The organism is Sphingomonas dokdonensis, from assembly GCF_002197685.1.
GTDB classification, from domain to species: Bacteria; Pseudomonadota; Alphaproteobacteria; order Sphingomonadales; family Sphingomonadaceae; genus Sphingomonas; species Sphingomonas dokdonensis.
Map to the genome: position 1 here is coordinate 1 of NZ_NBBI01000003.1, position 14,885 is coordinate 14,885.

Sequence of the window (14,885 nt, forward strand, 5' to 3'; positions counted from 1 at the left end):
GTCAAAGAGCGACAAAAACCGACGCCACAACCAACCCCTCTTTCGTGGGGCGATCTCGGCGCCTAAGCTTTCGCTAAACCACCGCGGCGACCCGTCCGGGCCACCGCTGCGGTGACACCCATCTAGGGAAAGGGTTCCCACCGGTCAACGGCTTTTTTGCACAACCGCGCAAAAAACCGCAAAACACCAAGAAGGATCAGGTACTTAGCCGAGTCTTCGGCAGCATGTCGGCGCGGTCTTGCCGGGCCACGGCTACGGCGAATCGGCGCGCAAGCCGGCCGCACACTGCAACCACGCGTCCGATTCTCTGGGCATGTTGACCTTTTCGATTGCTCGAATCGGCCCGGGATGGCGCGACGGGCGCTACTTACTGGAAGCCGACCACGCCGTGCGGAACATAGGCGTTTTCCAGCCGGCGTACCTCCGCGTCGCTGAGCACGATGTCGAGCGCTGCAATCGCATCCGCCAGATGCCCCTGCTTCGACGCGCCGACGATCGGCGCCGAGACGACCGGCTGCGCCAACACCCAGGCGAGCGCTATCTGCGCGCGCGGCACACCGCGCTCTGCCGCCACGGCGGCGACCGCCTCCACCACCTTGCGGTCCGCATCGGCGGTGCGGGCATAAAGCGTGCGACCGAACTTGTCGGTCTGCGATCGCTCGGTGGTTGTATCCCAGTCGCGCGTCAGCCGGCCACGCGCCAGCGGGCTCCACGGGATCACGCCGATCCCTTCCGCCTCGCAGAGCGGCAGCATCTCGCGCTCTTCCTCGCGGTATAGGAGATTGAGGTAATTCTGCATCGAGACGAAGCGCGTCCAGCCGTTCGCTTCGGCCACATGCAGCATGGTCGCAAATTGCCAAGCGTACATCGAGGACGCGCCGATATACCTGGCCTTGCCCGCCTTCACGACGTCGTGGAGCGCCTCCAGCGTCTCCTCGATCGGCGTGTCATGGTCGAAGCGATGGATCTGGTAGAGATCGACATAGTCGGTCCCCAGCCGCGTCAGGCTGGCGTCGATCTCGTGCATGATCGCCTTGCGGCTGAGCCCCGCGCCATTGGGCCCCGGCCGCATGCGCCCGTGGACCTTGGTGGCGATCACCACCTCGTCGCGGCGCGCGAACTCCTTCAGCGCGCGGCCCACGATCTCCTCCGAGCTGCCGTCCGAATAGACGTTGGCGGTATCGAAGAACGTGATGCCGGCCTCGATCGCCTGGCGCAGCAGCGGTCGGCTCTGTTCCTCGCTCAGCGTCCATTCGTGATTGCCGCGCGCCGGGTCGCCATAGGTCATGCAACCGAGGCAGAGCCGCGAGATGTCGAGGCCGGTCGAGCCGAGCTTCACATAATCCATTCGCCGCTCCCTTGATCGCACAACACCGTTTACCGTTCCGATCGTTCGCCCGCGGAACCTTCCTTGCTGGCGGTCGTCGCTGGCCTGCTATTCGCCGTGCTACTCGGTCGATCCGGCGTTCGGCTGCTCGCCGGTCTTCTCCTCGCCCAGTTGCCCGGTGCCGTGATAGGCGCGCTTGGACTGGCCGCCATCGAAGTCGCCGCCCTTCTTGCCGGTATGGGGATTGGGATAAGCGCCGCCCTGGCTCTCGCCGCTGCCCGCGGGGTTGCTCGCGATATCGTCGCGCGGCTTGTCACCATGCATCGGCGCGTCGGCGCCGTCCGCCTGCGTTGGTTGCTTGTCGGTCATGTTTTCTCTCCAGCGTACGGCCGAGGCCGGTCTCCGCCCCACAGCAACGAGGCGGGCCGCGGCGTGTTCCGACGCGAGCGGATGAATGCGCGGCGCATCGAGCTGTTGCCGCCAAAAAGCGAAAGGCCGCACCCTTGCGGGCACGGCCTTTCCATTGTCAGCCATTCGTGGCGATCGTCAGGCGAGAACCCCCGCGTCGGCGGTCACACCCATCAGACTTGCCGCGAGCGGCGTGAGACAATGAGACATTCGACCACCTCCTTTCTGTTGTTGAACACTAACCGCGATGTGGGTTGGCGGCGGGCGATTACAATGGTTTAGCGGCCCGATGATGCGCCGCCGTCATATTTTGTTGCCGGGCGCAACGCGTTGCCGGTTCGAGCTTTGTACGTCGCATGCCAACCTATGTCTTTCGCGTCCGCACCCCTGACAATGTCGCCCATCGGGCCCAGCACATCGAGCTGCCGGATCTGAACGCCGCGATGGCGCAGGCCCAGCGCTACGCGCGGACGTTGATCCGCCATCCCGTTCGCCGCGGGCAGCGGGCGATCGGGGGTGCCATGGACGTGGAGGTGGGCGATCAGCCGATCGCGCGGCTGCTGCTGAGCGAAGTCGCGCTGCAAATCTCCTGAGCCGCGGCCGACGAGGGTCTTTGACACCGGCCGCCGACCCGATGCACGGGCGCCGCGATGACCGACGCTCCCAAGACGCTGCTGGCGATCTATGATCTCGATCGCACGATCACCAGCCTGCCGACCTGGACGCCGTTTCTGCTGTTCGCCGCGCGCCGGCTGCAGCCCGCCCGCCTCGCGCTCGCGCCGGCTTTGCTCGGCCCGGCGGCGGCGCGCGCGCTGCGGCTGCTGGACCGTGACCGGCTGAAGGAGCGGATGCATCGCCTGATGCTCGGCCCCGCCGTGCCGCCGCAGCGCATGGCCGAGGTGGCCGACGCCTTTGCCCGCTGGATCGCGCAGCATCACATCCGCCCCGGCGCCCGTGCGCAACTGGCGGCGGACCGGCAGGAAGGCCGCCGTATCCTGATCGCCTCCGCCGCCCACCGTTTCTACGCCGCGTCGATCGCCGCGCAGCTGGGGATCACCGATCTCGTCGCGACGGAGGCTGAGCGCAGCGCGGCCGGCGCGATCCTGCCGCAGCTTGACGGGCCGAACTGCTATGCCGCCGCCAAACAGGTGATGATCGCTGCCTGGCTGGCGCGCGCCGGGCTGGACCGCGCCACCACGCACATCCGCTTCTATTCCGATCACGTCACCGATCGCCCGACGTTCGACTGGGTGGACGAGCCAGTGGCGGTGAACCCGCACCGCAAGCTGCGCGACCTCGCAGCCGCCCGCGGCTGGCCAATGGTCGACTGGGGCGTCGGCTAGGCGCCGAACCGCGCGACGATCGCCGCCGCCGCGCGCACCGATGCCGGCTCCTCGTCACGCGAGAAGGTCGCCGCGAACGCCGCCTCCTGCGCCGCGCGGTAGCGGTCGGGGCTCTCCACCGCGCGGTCGAGCGCGCCGGGCAGCGCATCGACGCTGTCGATCACCTCGCCCAGCCGCCAATGCGTGAAATCCGGGTTCCCCACCCAATCCGCGCCGCTCGCGTTCAGGAAGATCGCCGGGCGCGGCCGCACGATCCATTCGTAAATCTGGCTACTGGCATCGCCCAAATAGATGTCCGCCGCGCGGGTATAGGTCATGTCGACCGACGCCTCGCTCCCCATGTCGACGCGGATATGCGGGAGATCACGAAAGCGCTCGGCCACATCGCGCCGCCAACGGACCACGCGATGCTCGACCGAGGCATGCATCCGCCGCTGCGCCAGCATCACATGCGGCGCGACCACAAGGTTGAAATCGCGCTGCCCGGCGAACCAGGCGATCACCGCCTCACCCATCGCGTACCAGGAGGAGAGCAACGGATCGAAATGCGGGTTGTACAGCACCACCGGCCGATCGTTGTCGAACAAGCGCGCGGGCAGCGCATCGTCGATCGTGTCGAACTTGGGATAACCGACCACCACGTGATTGTCGGGGGTGATCAGCCCGCCTGCCAGCATCCGGTCTCGCACCTTCGCGCCCGACAGCAGCACCAGGTCGAACCCGCGCATCACGTCGCGAAAGCCGACCGAGCGATCCCCCGCCCCATGCGGAATCCACACGTATTTGAGCCGATCGAGCCCGAAGCGATCGCGCAGCAGCAGCGACGTCGTCTCGGGCACAACCAGCACATCCAGCGCCGCGAAAGCCGGCAGATTCTCGCGCAACGTCGCGATCCGGCGAAACGGGGCGACATGGCGAACCACCCGGTCGAGCGCCGCCGCAACCCGCCCCACCGTCAAGGAGACGAACCGCACCTGCCCCGCCGCTGCGCCGAGCAGCCGGCGCACCTCCCCCTCCTGCGCCGCCGAGGACGTAAGCACCACCACCTCGACTTGGCGGTAGCGCAGCAGTGCCGCGATCACCGGCGCGGTGTGGCGGATCTGATGCAGCGCGTCGTGATTGAAGAGAAACCCGACCTTCATGCCGCCGCCCGCCGGCCTTCCATGAAGGCGATCACCGCCTCGGCTGCCCGGCCCGCCGCGCCCGGCGAGGTATCGCCGAGGCTCGCCTTCGCCAGCGCCTCCTGCCGCTCGCGGTACAGCGCATGCCGCTCGGGCGCGGCGCGGATCGCCGCCATCAGGTCCGCCGGATCGTCCACCACATCGCCCAGATGCCAATGCGCAAAGCTCGGATCATCACGCCAGTCGATGCGATGCGCGTTCAGGAACACGCACGGCCGCGGCTGGGCAAGGAATTCATACACCTGGCTGCTGACATCACCGACATAGATGTCCGCCGCCACCGCATAGCTCATGTCGACCGAGCGATCGGAGCCGGGATCGACCAGCACGTTCGCCGTCGAGCGCGCGCGCCACGCGTCACGCACCGCCTCCGTGCGGCGGCGGAACAGCTTCACATGTGGCGCGACGACAAGGTTCATCCCCGGCTCGGCGGCGAACCCCGCGAGCATCGGCTCGATGAATTTGTACCAGGAGGTGAGCTTGGGCTCCTTGTGCGGATTGTAGAGCACGGTGCGCTGCTCGCGCGCAAAGGGTAGCCGGTTCGCCTTGGCGATGCGCGCCGCGGTGTCGAGCTTCACCGATCCGGTCAGCGCATAGCCGCCCTCTCGGACCAAGCCCTCGGCCAGCATCCGCGCCGCCGTCTTCTCGCCGGCGAGCAGCACCAGATCGAACGTCGCAATGCGCGGAATGAAGCCGCGCGCCCGGTCGCCGAAGCCATGCGGGCTGTAGATCAGCCGGGGAAGATCCGCCCCCAGCCGGCGCAACGCCGCCGCGGTATTCTCCACCGCGAAGATCGCGTCATAGCCGTTCAGCTCGGCGATGTTGTCGCGCATCACCATGTCCTTGAACATGCCCAGCCGCCGCAGCCGCTGCTGCGCCGTGCGCGTCAGCCACGATTTGCGCAGTGGCCGCTCCTCGATCGCCGGCCCACCCCACGCCGCCGCGATCCGCGCCAGATGGTGCGGCGTCTCGGGATCGTTATAATGGTTGACGATCGTCCAGTCGGTACGACGGGCGAGCTCCAGCGCGATGGCCGCGCCGTGGTAGCACTGATAGGCTTCTGCGATATAGAGGAAAGCGATGCGCATCCGCGTGCCCCATAGCGCGGTGGCGATTGGAAGACAGCCGTTGACGTCCCCCCCCGAACCAATATCTCCGTTCCGGCGCGCGCTGCGCAACGTCGGCTGGCTGCTGACCGGCAAGGGCCTCGGCGCCGTGCTCAGCATCGTCTATCTCGCGCTCGCCACGCGCTCGCTGGGCGTCGAGACGTTTGGCACCTTCACCCTGATCCTCAGCACGGCGCAGGCAGTGGCCGCGCTGGTCGCCTTTCAGACGTGGCAGATCGTGGTGCGCTTCGGCATGGCGCACCGCGAAAGCGGTGATGCCGGCGCGCTCTCGCGCCTGATCCGCTTCTGCCTCGCGCTCGACATTGGCGGCGCGCTGCTCGGCATCGCCATTGCGGCCGTCGCCTTGTGGCTGATGCAGGCGCATTTCGGCTGGTCCGCCGCGCTGGCGTGGCAGGCGTTCGGCTTTGCCGTGATCCTGCTCCTGTCGGTGCGCTCCACAGCCGTCGGCATCTTGCGCCTGCACGATCGCTTCGCCGTGGGCGCCGCCGCCGATTCGGTCACCTCGATCAGCCGGTTCGTCGGCGCGATCGTCGCGGTGTGGCAGGGCGCCACGCTCACCGGGTTCCTGATCGCCTGGGCGGCGGCCGAAGTGCTGACCGCGCTCGGCTATTGGATCAGCGCCGCGCGCGTCGCCCCGCACGCGCTCGGTCGTTGGCGCGGAGTTTCAGCGACACCCGCCGAGAACCTCGGCATCTGGCACTTCGCCTTCGTCACCAACGTCAATTCGACGCTAAACGCCGCCAGCCGGCAATTCGCGGTCGTGCTCGTCGGGCTGCTCACCGGCGCCGCGGCGGCGGGCAATTACCGGCTCGCCTATCAGCTCAGCCAATCCTTGGTCCGCCTTGCCGATCTGTTCGCACGCGGCGTCTTTCCGGAAGTGACGCGCGCCCACGCCGGGCAGCGGCCGGGCGAACTGCGTCGGCTGGTGCGCCAGTCGGCGAAGCTCGCGCTGGGCGTCGGTTTCGCCACCTGCCTGCTGGTGCCGCTCCTGGGCAGGCCGGCGCTGCACCTCATCGCCGGCGCGGCCTATCTCGGCGCGTTCCCCGTGCTCGTGCTGCTCGGCCTCGCTGCCGGGCTGGACATCATGGCCGTGGGCTTCGAGCCCGTGCTGCTCGGCACCGGCCATGCGGCACGCGCGCTACGCATCCGCGTCGCGTCCGTTGCCGTGCTTTTCGCGCTGATCTTCGCGCTGATGCCGTCGCTCGGCACGATCGGCGCCGGCATCGCCTCGCTCGCCGCCTCCGCGGTGGCGCTCGTCGCGCTGATGCACGGCGCCTATGTCCTGAGCCGGCGGTGAGAGAAGGGCCTCCCCGGCCGACCACCTTGAATTCGCCGCCGCCCGTGGCAACCTACCAAGCTGACAGATCGCCCCCTTCTCGCCGCAAACGGGAAGAACGATGCCGTCACTTGGTTCGAGAACACGCCGGAAAGAAGAACAAGTTTCCACTTCCGCTCGGGAACTGCCGCATTTGCGCCCATTTGCGCAGGCAACGCTCTAGCCGACGATTATCAAACCCTTTCGCTTTGCATCTGTGAGGACGTCAGATTTCCGTGAAAGTGCCCTTTCCGACCGGCGACGCCGTTCCACCCAAAAGTGGGCCGCGCGCGGATCTGATCACGATGCTGGATCGCAAGCCGCTTGCCGCCACGCCCAATGCCACCTTCCGCTTTGCGCGCGGGGCGGCCCGGGCGGGGATCATCAGCAACCCGCGCAGCCGCCGCAACTGGACCGTCGATCTGGAGCGCAAGATCGGCCCCGGCGTGCTCGCGGCGGCGCCGACCACCAACGACCAGCTCGTCGCCACGCTGCGCTCCTTTGCCGAGCAGAAGCTCGAGCTGCTGGTGATCGACGGCGGTGACGGCACGGTGCGCGATGTGCTGAGCGCCGCGGCGGGCATCTATGGCGATGACCTGCCGCCGCTCGCGCTGCTGCCCTCGGGCAAGACCAACGCGCTGGCGCTCGACCTCGGCATTCCCGTCGGCTGGACCTTGCAGGACGCGATGACTGCGCATGCCGAGGGACGCATCCAGACCCGCTCGCCGATCGAGATCCGCCGCGATGCCGAGGAGCCGCTGTGCGGCTTCATCTTCGGCGTCGGCGGCTTCGTGATGGCGACCGAGCTGGCGCAGGGCACGCATCGCCTCGGCGCGATCGACGGCTTGGCGGTCGGCCTGTCGCTGGTCGGCGCGGTGGCGCAAACCTGTTTCGGCAGCCACGCCAACCGCTGGCGCGTGGGCGAAAAGGTCGAGATCCTCGACTACAGCACCGGCGAGACCAAGGTGCGCGACCTTTACCTGCTGCTCGCCTCCACGCTTCACAAGATGCCGCTGGGGATCAAGCCGCTCGGCACCACCAGCACTGGCCTCGATGTGCTGGCCGTCGAGGCACCCCCGCGCATGCTGCCCGTCGCCGCGGCGGCGATCGTCGCCGGTCGCGAGGGCGGCTGGCTGGAGCGGAAGGGGTATCACCATGCCCATGCCGTGCCGCCGGTGCAGCTGAAGCTGGAACGCGGCTTCATCCTCGACGGCGAGCTGTTCCCCGGCGGCACCATCGACGTGCGCACCGGCGCGCCGATCCGGTTCGTGACGCCATGACCGCGCTCACCGATTTCCTTGCCACCGAGCTGCAGCGGCCGGTGCTGCCCGAGGTCGCGCAGGCGGGCCGCCTGATCGCGGAGCGCCTGGGCGGCAGCGCCGCATTGTTCTACGGCTCGGTGCTGCGCACGGGCGACCTCGACGGCCTGCTCGATTTCTACGTGCTGCGCGAGGGCCGTTCGCGCACCGCCATCGGTCGCCTGTTGTGGCCCGACGTCAGCTATCATGAAGTGAGCGTCGGCGGACAGGTGATCCGCGCCAAGGTCGCCGCCATGCCGCTCGATACCTTTGCGCGCGCCGCGCAGGGCGACACGATCGACACCACCATCTGGGCGCGCTTCGTTCAGCCCGCCGCGCTCGTCTGGAGCCAGGATGCGGATTTCAGCCGCCGCACGATCGACGCGGTGGCGGAGGCCGCGATGACCGCGTCGCGCTTCGCCGCGCTGCACGGGCCGGCGGCGGGCGACGCGCTCGATTTCTGGCGCGCGCTGTTTCGCGCCACCTACGCGGCCGAGCTGCGCGTCGAGGCACCGGGGCGCGAGGATCAGATCCTCGGCTACGACCGGGCGCGCTACCGCACCTTGCTCACCCTCGCCTGGCGCGCGGCCGGCGTCGCGTTCGACCAGCACGGCGACACCCTCTCCGCCCACCTGCCCGAGCCGCGCATCGCCGCGCTGGCCGGTGCCTGGCTGCGGCTGGAGCGCGCCGGCAAGCGGCTGAACCTCGCGCGGTTGATGAAGGCCGCCTTCACCTTCGACGGCGCCACCCGCTACGCCGCGTGGAAGATCGAGCGGCATACCGGCCTGCAGGTGCTGGTGACGCCGTTCCGCGAGCGGCACCCGATCATGGCAGCCCCCGGCGTGCTGTGGCAGCTTTGGCGGCACACGGCACTGCGATGACGGCAAACTCAATGCCGGCGGCCGTCGTGCTCGCCGGATCGCGCGGCGGCACCGACCCGGTCGCCGCTTATGCCGGTATTGCCGACAAGGCGCTGATCGACTTCGACGGGCAGACCATGCTGGCGCGCGTGATCCATGCCCTGCGCGCCGCAGACGTCGGCGACATCGCCGTCGCGGCGAACGCTCCCGCCGTTGCAACCGAAGCCGCGGCAAACGACGCCCGGATGCTCCCCGCCGCCGCCGGCCCCAGCGCAAGCACCGGCGCGGCGCTCGCCACGCTCGGCGCGCCCCTGCTCGTCACCACCGGTGATCATGCCCTGCTCCGACCAGCCTGGATCCGCGATTTCGTGGCCGAGGTGCCGCCCGGCGCGGACGTCGCCGTCCTCCTCGCCCGCCGCGAATCGGTCGAGCGCGCCGCGCCCGGCTCGCGCCGCACCTATCTGCGCTTCGCCGACGGCGACTGGTCGGGCTGCAACCTGTTCCTGCTCGCCACGCCCAAGGCCGAGGCCGCCGTGCGCCTGTGGCAAGCGGTGGAGCGCGATCGCAAGCGGCCGTGGCGCATCGTCGGCCGGCTCGGCCCCGGGCTGCTGCTGCGCTACCTCCTTGGCCGGCTCTCGCTCGCCGAGGCGATCGCCGCGCTCGGCCGCCGCGCCGGCGTCGTCGCCGCGGTGGTGGAATGCCGCGACGGCCTCGCCGCGGTGGACGTCGACAAACCCACCGACCTCGATTTCGTCCGCGCGCATCTCGCCGGGACGTAGCGTCCGCGCCTCAGGCCTGCTCGCGCTCCGCCAGGATCGGGCTCTGCGGCCGCGATCGCAGCGCCACCACCAGCACGCCCGCCAGTGCCAGCATCGCGCCCGCTACCATCCGCATGTCCAGCCGGTCGCCGGTCAGCATCACCCCGAACGCGATGGTGAACAGCGGCGTCATCAGCGTCAGCGGCGCCAGCAGGTTCGCCTCGTAGCGGCGGATCAGCCCGTAATAGCTGGTATGCCCCACCACCGAAACGACGAGCGCGGCAAACAGCACCGCCGCCACGAACGGCCATCCGACCGCCGCCGCGCTGCTCCATTGCCCCTGCTCGAACAGCGCGGTCGCCAGCGCCAGCGGCAGGAACGAGACCAGCCCCACCCACGCCTGAAAGCGTAAGGGCGCCACATCCTCCACCTGCTTCATCAGCACCGCGCCGAGCGATCCGGTGAACGCCGCGCCGACCACGAACCACAGCCCCGCAGACAGCGCCACGCCCTCGGGGTTCCACACCACCAGCAGCACCCCCGCCAGCGTCAGCGCGATGCCGAGGCCACGCCGCCAGTGGATCCGCTCCCCCAGCATGACGATCGACAGGAAGGTGGTGAACGGCACGCCGATCTGGATCACGATCGCCGCCGCCGACGGGCTGGCGCTCTGCAATCCGATGAACAGTAACGCGAAATTGCCCGCCCCCATCAACAGCCCGATCACAAGGATGCGCCAGCGCGGACGCGGCATCGGCAGCAGCCAGGGGACCGTCGCGGCGATCACCACCAGGAAACGTACCGCGGCGAAGAACAGCGGCGGCACGCCCCAGGTGCCGACCACGATCTTGCTCAGCACGTTGCTATAGCCCCAGACGAGGCAGATCAGCACCAGCAGCAGAAAGTCGCGCACCTTCATACCGCCACCGTTGGCAGAGCCGGCGGCAGGATACCAGCGGCGACCGTGCCCGCCGCCGATCGGCGCCTTACGCGCGTCCGCGCGCCGAACAGGTCGGTTTCACCAGATGCTCGATGAAGTTGCGGATCTCGGCGGTGCGCCGCTCGGGCACCACCACTTCGTCGTCCAGCCCCAGCCGCCATGCCAGGTCGCGCCGCTCGGGCGCATGATGCAACGCCTCGATCAGCGCGGCGTGGCTTTCCACCGCCTGTTCGTCGCGCGCCAGGTCATGCTCGATCAGGTCGTCCGCCTGCCGCCGTAGCGCCGCGGCCACCTCGAACAGGCTGATCTCGGGATGATATTGCACGCCCCAGAACACGCCGGCGCCGTGCCGGATCTCCGCCGCCTGCACCTTGGTGGTGGCGTTGGTGCACAACAGCGTCGCGCCATTCGGCAGCGTCTCGACCTCGTCGGTGTGGATTGCGGGCGCGTCGAACACCGGCGGGCGGCCATCCAATAGCGGATGCGACCGGCCGGCGTCGGTTGCGTACAGCCGCCGCGCAAAGCCCGCCTCGCGCCGCGCCTCCATCGCCCGCACCGTGCCGCCCGCCGCCACAGCCGCCACCTGAAGCCCGGCACACGAGCCGAAGCTCGGCGTGCCTGCCGCGAACACCGCGCGCATGAAGTCGATCACGCGATTCCCCTCGGCCGATTCCTTATGGAGGTGGAGCGGCGAGCCCGTCAGGATCACCGCATCGGCCGCCTCGATCGCGCCGCGATCCATGGCATCGTCACCGTCATCGACCGGCTTGATCCGCACCAGCTGCGCGTCGGGCACGATGTGCCGCAGCACCGACTGATAGGTTTCGCCCGAGCTTTGGCCGACCGAGTCGCGGCGCGTGTCGCGCGCCTCCGGCGGTTCGCTCTCCGCGATCAGGAACGTCAACGTCTTGCGGCTCACGGCGCGATCCTCTTTGTGCAAATACGGTAAGGAAGCGTCCAGCCTCGACCGGGCGCTGATTGGTCGTCCTCAAGGCTGCACGGGCGGCCCCTCGGTGTCGCAGCCGGTCGGCCGCGCTGCGTCGGCGTCGAGCGTCGCGAACCAGCCGGCATAGGAGCTGTTGCGCGCCAGCCGCCGGTTCTCGTCCGGTGCCCCGTCGGTCCACCACAGCGGCCCGCGCTCGCCCAGCGCGCGCTTGGCCGCGTCGACCTGCGCGCGGGCAGCCTTCAACGCCGCCGCGTCGCCCGTCTGCAGCGCGGTGCGGACGGCACGCCGCGCCGCCATGAGCGCGTCGACGTGCGCCTGCCGCTCCGCCTCCGCCAACGCCGGATTGGCCCGTCGCCACAATCGCCCGCGCACGATGATGTAGCGCCCGTCGGGCGTCACCAGCGGCTCGCTCAGCGCCTGCGCTGCCACATGAAGGCTGCGACACCCGCCGCGACCGCAGCAGCGCCAACCGCCGCGCCAGCCTTGCGCCGCTGATCGGGGCGTCGCCGACCGCCGTCCGGGCCGCTTGCGGTCTCCGGCGGATCGAACAGCGCGCCATCATTGTCCTCGCCCGCTGGCGCCTTGCGCACCCAATGGTCGAGAAAGCCGCTCATGATCGCCGCCGACAGATTGGGCACCGCCAGCTGCCCGAGCTTCAGCGCAATGGCCGGTGCGCCGACCACCGTCGTGTTGCGCGGCCGCTTGGCCAGCCGCACCACGGCTTTCGCCACCGTCTCCGGCGCCAGCGCGCCGGGCGGTAGCGTCAGCCGCGCGCCGGTGTAATTGCCGGCATGGTCGATCCCAGGCGTATCCACAAAGGTCGGATAGACGTCGCACACATGGATGTGCGGCTTCTTGGAAAGCTCGCCGCGGATCGCCTCGCTGAAGCCACGCAAGCCGAACTTGCTGGCCGAATAGGCCGCCGCATAGGGCGTGGCGACGAACCCGCCGACCGAAATCATGTTCACCCAGGTGCCGCGATCCTGCGCCAGGAAGATCGGCAGCACCGCATGCACGTCGTTCATATGGCTGACGAGATTGGCGTCGATCACGCGGGCATGATCGGCGATCGGCACATCCTCGTAGCGGCCGAGCACGCCGACGCCGACACAGCTGAACCACAGGTCAATCCCGCCAAGCGTCGCAACCGCCACTTCGGCCAACCGCGCGACGGCGCCGGCATCGGTGGTGTCGACCACATGGATATGCGCCTGTCCGCCCGCCGCCCGGCACCGCGTGGCGATATCCTTCAGCCCCGCCTCGCCGCGCGCCGCCAGCACCAGCACGGCGCCGCGGCGCGCAAATTCGATCGCCGTCGCCGCGCCGATCCCGCTCGACGCGCCGGTGATGACGATGCGCTCGGCGCGGCTCACTTGCCGATCGCCTCTTTCACCTTGTCGGTCGCCTTGGCGAGCAGGCCCTTCTCGGCCTCCTCGGCCTCTTCCTTGGTCTTGAACGCCGCGCCCTCGGGTTCGGCGGGCGGGGCATAAACGGAGAAGAGCTTCAGCTCGCCCTTGCCCTTGTTGACGACGTTGTGCTCCGACCCCTTGGGCACCACCACCATGTGGTTCGAGCCGGCCTTGGTCGAATGGCCGTCGATCACCACCTGCGCCTCGCCACTGACGATGAAGGTGGTCTGGTCCGCGGGGTGCGTCTCCATCCCGATCTCCTCGCCGGCCGGAATGCTCATCAGCACGATCTGGATCTTGCGATCGCGATACACTTCCTTCTGCCAAAGCGTGTTCTTGGTCGCCAGATCGACCATGTCCTTGTTGAAGATCGCCACGGGGAAAAAATCCTTTGCTTGCGTGGGGCTAAGGACGAACGCCGCGCCGCGCCGTTCCCTCGGCTTTCACCTTTGGGCAGCCGGAAAGGCGTCGCGATGTGCCTCGATCATGCCGCGCAGGTCCACCCGCGCCTTCAGCCGCGCGCATAGCAGCGCGGTGCCGCTCACCTTGCGCTGCACGAACAGCGTGTCGACCGGCGGGACGTGCCAGGTGTCGCGATCGCGCGCCATCGGGATCGCCTCCTCGCGCACCACCGTCACGAAGCCGCGATCGCCGAAGTCGAACGGCCCGGCGCGGTGCAGCTCCGCCACGATGATGTCGATCATGCGATCCACGATGTCGCGGTGCCGCTCGGCCGCCGCCGGCCCCAGAAAGCCTGCCGCAATCGCCGCCTCGCGCACCGCCTGCCGATCATCGTCCAGCGCGGTCATCAGCAGCCGGTGGTACCCCGCCTGCGTCGCCGGCTCGACCGTCCGCGCCGCGCCGAAATCGAGCAGCACCAGCTTTCCCGTCTCGGCCTGCCAGCGATAATTGCCGAAATTGGGGTCGGTCTGCATCAGCCCCCAGTCGAACAATTCGCGCAGCACCAGCGACACGAGCGCCCCCGCCGCCTTGTCGCGCACCGCCTCGTCCGCGCCCTCCAGGCTTTCGATCGGGGCGCCTGCGACATATTCCATCGCCAGCACCTGCCGCGTGCTGAGTTCCGGCACCCCGGTGGGCACGACATAGGCCGGGTCATCGCCGATCAGCGCGCGATACCGCTCCAGCATCGCGGCCTCGCGTACATAATCGGCCTCGTCGCGCAGCTGCTGCTTCGCCTCCGCCAGCAACGGCGCGATGTCGATCTCGCGCGGCAGCAGTCCGGAAACCCGCAGCAGGGTCGCCACATTGTCGACATCGGCATCGATGCTGCTCGCGACGCCGGGATATTGCACCTTGATCGCCAGCACGCGCCCGTCGGGCAGCTCGGCGCGGTGCACCTGCCCGATCGAGGCGGCGGCGATGGGGTGCGCCTGAAAATGCCGAAAGCGCCGCCGCCAGTCGCGACCCCATTCCGCGGCGAGCACCCGCTCCAGCTGCGCCGGCGGCATGTGGTGGGCATTGTCGCGCAGCCGCGCCAGGATCTGCGTCAGCTCGGGCGGCAACAGGTCGCCGGCATCCATCGAGATCATCTGCCCCAGCTTCATCGCCGCACCGCGCAGATGCGCCAGCTGGTCCGCCACGCGCGACGCATTGGCCGGGGTCAGCAGCAGGTCGCCCATCCGCGGACGCTCGCCGGCGGCGAGGCGGCGCGTCCCTTCCGCCAGCACCCCGCTGGCGACCCCGCCCGCCAGCCGCCCGAAGCGGCCGAAGCGCGACAATCGCCCACTCGGCACCGCGCGTCCGCGTCCATCATCCGCCATGGTCGTCCTTTCACCGGGCATCCGCACCGCATCTGGCCGGCGCCCCTTCAAACAAGGCCGGTCATGGCCGATCGTGATCCAAGCGCAGGCCGCAGCGTCCAGTTCCGCGGCCGCGCTGCGCTGGCAAACAGGGCCCTCACGTTGTAACGGGCCGCCGCTCTGCAAAGCTGTCAAAAGGGGCAGCCGGGTCGA

At 69.2% G+C, this 14,885-nt stretch carries 16 protein-coding genes; 6 read left to right on the forward strand and 10 right to left on the reverse strand.

Going from position 1 to position 14,885, the window contains the following annotated elements; translation table 11 throughout:
- Positions 1–367: 367 nt before the first annotated feature.
- Both SPDO_RS08405 and SPDO_RS08410 read right to left on the reverse strand, forming a co-directional pair.
- Complete coding sequence (locus SPDO_RS08405; protein WP_088367059.1) at positions 368–1,348, reverse strand: aldo/keto reductase; 981 nt, start codon at positions 1,346–1,348, stop codon at positions 368–370.
- Between the two features lie 99 nt (positions 1,349–1,447).
- Positions 1,448–1,696: a hypothetical protein gene (locus tag SPDO_RS08410; protein WP_088367060.1), complete on the reverse strand. Its 249-nt coding sequence runs from the start codon at positions 1,694–1,696 to the stop codon at positions 1,448–1,450.
- A 395-nt stretch (positions 1,697–2,091) separates the two neighbouring features.
- On the opposite strand from SPDO_RS08410, the gene SPDO_RS08415 reads away from it, so the two are divergent.
- Complete coding sequence (locus SPDO_RS08415; protein WP_088367061.1) at positions 2,092–2,328, forward strand: DUF6894 family protein; 237 nt, start codon at positions 2,092–2,094, stop codon at positions 2,326–2,328.
- A gap of 57 nt (positions 2,329–2,385) precedes the next feature.
- On the forward strand, positions 2,386–3,078 hold the full coding sequence (locus SPDO_RS08420; protein WP_088367062.1) for an HAD family hydrolase: 693 nt from the start codon (positions 2,386–2,388) through the stop codon (positions 3,076–3,078).
- On the opposite strand, the gene SPDO_RS08425 is transcribed toward SPDO_RS08420, so the two are convergent.
- Both SPDO_RS08425 and SPDO_RS08430 read right to left on the reverse strand, forming a co-directional pair.
- The gene (locus tag SPDO_RS08425; RefSeq protein WP_088367063.1) at positions 3,075–4,220 is read right to left on the reverse strand and encodes a hypothetical protein; all 1,146 of its coding nucleotides are present in this window, start codon (positions 4,218–4,220) and stop codon (positions 3,075–3,077) included. The two genes, SPDO_RS08420 and SPDO_RS08425, sit on opposite strands and share 4 nt — an antisense overlap.
- Positions 4,217–5,347 (reverse strand): hypothetical protein, encoded by a 1,131-nt coding sequence (locus SPDO_RS08430; RefSeq protein ID WP_088367064.1) that lies wholly within the window; start codon positions 5,345–5,347, stop codon positions 4,217–4,219. The genes SPDO_RS08425 and SPDO_RS08430 overlap by 4 nt, the downstream gene beginning before the upstream one ends.
- Positions 5,348–5,387: 40 nt before the next feature.
- On the opposite strand from SPDO_RS08430, the gene SPDO_RS08435 reads away from it, so the two are divergent.
- From SPDO_RS08435 to SPDO_RS08450, 4 genes are all read left to right on the forward strand, one after another.
- A complete protein-coding gene (locus SPDO_RS08435) occupies positions 5,388–6,683 on the forward strand; it encodes a lipopolysaccharide biosynthesis protein (protein WP_158212166.1) in 1,296 nt (431 codons plus the stop codon).
- Positions 6,684–7,006: 323 nt separating this feature from the next.
- Positions 7,007–7,981: a diacylglycerol/lipid kinase family protein gene (locus SPDO_RS08440; RefSeq protein WP_143559619.1), complete on the forward strand. Its 975-nt coding sequence runs from the start codon at positions 7,007–7,009 to the stop codon at positions 7,979–7,981.
- Positions 7,978–8,880 carry a hypothetical protein gene (locus SPDO_RS08445; RefSeq protein WP_088367067.1) on the forward strand — a complete coding sequence of 301 codons (903 nt, stop codon included), beginning with the start codon at positions 7,978–7,980 and terminating at the stop codon, positions 8,878–8,880. The genes SPDO_RS08440 and SPDO_RS08445 overlap by 4 nt, the downstream gene beginning before the upstream one ends.
- Complete coding sequence (locus SPDO_RS08450; protein WP_088367068.1) at positions 8,877–9,638, forward strand: nucleotidyltransferase family protein; 762 nt, start codon at positions 8,877–8,879, stop codon at positions 9,636–9,638. The genes SPDO_RS08445 and SPDO_RS08450 overlap by 4 nt, the downstream gene beginning before the upstream one ends.
- Before the next feature lie 10 nt (positions 9,639–9,648).
- Here the strand turns inward: SPDO_RS08450 and SPDO_RS08455 are convergent, their stop codons facing one another.
- The 6 genes from SPDO_RS08455 to SPDO_RS08480 all read right to left on the reverse strand — a co-directional run bounded on the left by SPDO_RS08455 (position 9,649) and on the right by SPDO_RS08480 (position 14,693).
- Positions 9,649–10,536 carry a DMT family transporter gene (locus SPDO_RS08455; protein ID WP_088367069.1) on the reverse strand — a complete coding sequence of 296 codons (888 nt, stop codon included), beginning with the start codon at positions 10,534–10,536 and terminating at the stop codon, positions 9,649–9,651.
- Between the two features lie 67 nt (positions 10,537–10,603).
- Positions 10,604–11,476, reverse strand: a complete 873-nt coding sequence (locus SPDO_RS08460) for a type 1 glutamine amidotransferase (protein ID WP_245829321.1) — start codon at positions 11,474–11,476, stop codon at positions 10,604–10,606.
- Between the two features lie 69 nt (positions 11,477–11,545).
- On the reverse strand, positions 11,546–11,932 hold the full coding sequence (locus SPDO_RS08465) for a hypothetical protein (protein WP_342746664.1): 387 nt from the start codon (positions 11,930–11,932) through the stop codon (positions 11,546–11,548).
- Positions 11,914–12,876, reverse strand: a complete 963-nt coding sequence (locus SPDO_RS08470) for an SDR family oxidoreductase (protein ID WP_088367070.1) — start codon at positions 12,874–12,876, stop codon at positions 11,914–11,916. The genes SPDO_RS08465 and SPDO_RS08470 overlap by 19 nt, the downstream gene beginning before the upstream one ends.
- On the reverse strand, positions 12,873–13,289 hold the full coding sequence (locus SPDO_RS08475; protein ID WP_088367071.1) for a cupin domain-containing protein: 417 nt from the start codon (positions 13,287–13,289) through the stop codon (positions 12,873–12,875). The genes SPDO_RS08470 and SPDO_RS08475 overlap by 4 nt, the downstream gene beginning before the upstream one ends.
- A 66-nt stretch (positions 13,290–13,355) precedes the next feature.
- Entirely contained in the window at positions 13,356–14,693 is a 1,338-nt protein-coding gene (locus tag SPDO_RS08480; protein WP_088367072.1) for an ABC1 kinase family protein, read from the reverse strand.
- Positions 14,694–14,885 lie beyond the last annotated feature (192 nt).